This is a genomic window from Clostridium sp. DSM 8431 (genome assembly GCF_900116755.1).
Classification (GTDB): domain Bacteria; phylum Bacillota; class Clostridia; order Clostridiales; family Clostridiaceae; genus Clostridium.
On the sequence record NZ_FPBY01000300.1, the window covers coordinates 1 to 1911 of the forward strand.

Annotated in this window: 2 protein-coding genes; both read left to right on the forward strand. The window is 41.4% G+C overall.

The window, feature by feature from the left end; genetic code table 11:
• The first annotated feature begins 288 nt into the window (after nt 1-288).
• Nucleotides 289-888 (forward strand): sugar O-acetyltransferase, encoded by a 600-nt coding sequence (locus BM384_RS16945; protein WP_090015426.1) that lies wholly within the window; start codon nt 289-291, stop codon nt 886-888.
• On the forward strand, nt 869-1705 hold the full coding sequence (locus BM384_RS16950; RefSeq protein ID WP_090015428.1) for an aldo/keto reductase: 837 nt from the start codon (nt 869-871) through the stop codon (nt 1703-1705). Before BM384_RS16945 ends, BM384_RS16950 begins: the two co-directional genes overlap by 20 nt.
• The last annotated feature ends 206 nt before the right edge of the window (nt 1706-1911 follow it).

Sequence of the window (1911 nt, forward strand, 5' to 3'; positions counted from 1 at the left end):
TTATATTACTCCTGAAGAATGTGAGGTACGAGAAAGAAATAAAATAGCATAGAAAAAATCGAAAAAATGTGTCCACTATATTGACATAGGTCCAATCTTATGTTATTAGTATGAATGGAAATTCTTATAGACTTAAAGAAACTAAGGCTTGGCTAAAAACATTAAACTAAAATTTAAAAAATATACACAATTTAAATTATACATCTTTGAGTGGAAGAATTTTTAGTTGTGTTTCGGAAGAAATCATAATAAAATACAAGAGAGAAAAATTATATGGAGGACAGGTATATGACGGAGCTTGAGAAGCTGAAAGCAGGGCTTGAGTACTGCTATGATGATGAGGAAGTAGATGCACTTAAGGAGCGTGCAATCATCTGGTGCGGAAAGTATAATGCCCTTGATCCGTTGGATTTTGCGGCACAGTATGAAATGCTGAAAGAGAATCTCGGCAGCGTAGGCGAAAAAGTCTGGATCGCGAAGACATTTAACTGTGATAACGGAAAGAATATCCATATCGGATATAATTTTACAGGAAATTACAATCTGACTATCCTGGATATCAGGGAGGTTTACATAGGCAATAATGTCATGATCGGTCCGAACACCCTTATAACGACTGTGGGACATCCCCTTACGCCTATGGGAAGAAGACAACACATCGGGATCGCAAACCCCGTAAGGATTGGTGATGATGTTTGGATTGGCGGAAATGTCACGATCCTTCCCGGAGTCACTATAGGTAATAATGTGATTGTTGCCGCAGGTGCGGTCGTGACAAAGGATGTGCCGGACAATACCCTTGTCGGAGGTGTGCCGGCAAAAGCGATCCGGAAACTTGAAAACGATATTGAAGAAAGCGAGGGTAAAAATGAAGACAATAAAGCTTAATAACGGAGTAGAGATTCCCGCAATAGGTTATGGGACATGGCAGTCTCCGGACAGTGATGTGACGGTAGATGGCGTAAAGGCAGCTGTAGGCTGCGGTTACAGACATATCGATGCAGCAGCTGTTTATGGAAATGAAGTAAGTGTAGGCAAAGGTATAGCCGAATGCGGTATTCCAAGGGAAGAACTGTTTATTACCAGCAAAGTGTGGAATACAGAGCGTGGTTATGAATCGACGCTGACGGCATTTGAAAAGACGATTCAGGATTTGGGATGCGGTTATCTTGATCTGTACCTGATACACTGGCCTGCGGCAGCCCATATGTTCGCAGATTGGGAGCAGATCAACCTTGGTACGTGGAGAGCTATGACGGAGCTTTACAAGGCAGGAAGAATCAAGGCTATCGGGGTTTCAAACTTTAAACCTCATCATCTTGCTACACTTATGCAAACGGAAATAAAGCCGATGGTTAATCAGATAGAATTTCACCCCGGGCTTCTTCAGGAAGAGACTGTTAAGTATTGCAGGGAGAATAACATTCTGGTGGAGGCATGGTCACCTCTGGGAACCGGAAGGATGCTTGATAACGCCGTATTAAAGGATATTGCCCTGAGAAATGGAAAATCGGTCGCTCAGACCTGTATCCGATGGTGCTTGCAGCATGATGTCCTGCCTTTGCCAAAGTCAGTAACACCTGCAAGGATAGAAGAGAACATAAATGTATTTGATTTTGAGCTTGGCGAGGATGATATGAGGATAATAGATGCACTTGAAAACTTTGGTGGGTCTGGACTGGATCCGGATAAAGTGGATTTTTGAATAATAATGTTTTTGGCGGCTGTCTGCGTGATGTGGATGGTCGCTTTTTTTGTTTAAGGGGTTTAAAACATCGGATTTTCTTTGACTGGGATTATTATTCTACTTGGTGTGGTGTGGAGCTAGAATATAAATAGTACAAGTTAAAAGTGGATATTTCTCAAAAAGAGTTATAATAAAGATATGATGAATTGGAGGAATTGAAATGA

Bases quoted from the DNA above. Each gene is read 5' to 3' on its own strand.
- BM384_RS16945 (WP_090015426.1), top strand. From the start codon at position 289: ATGACGGAGCTTGAGAAGCTGAAAGCAGGGCTTGAGTACTGCTATGAT.
- BM384_RS16950 (WP_090015428.1), top strand. From the start codon at position 869: ATGAAGACAATAAAGCTTAATAACGGAGTAGAGATTCCCGCAATAGGT.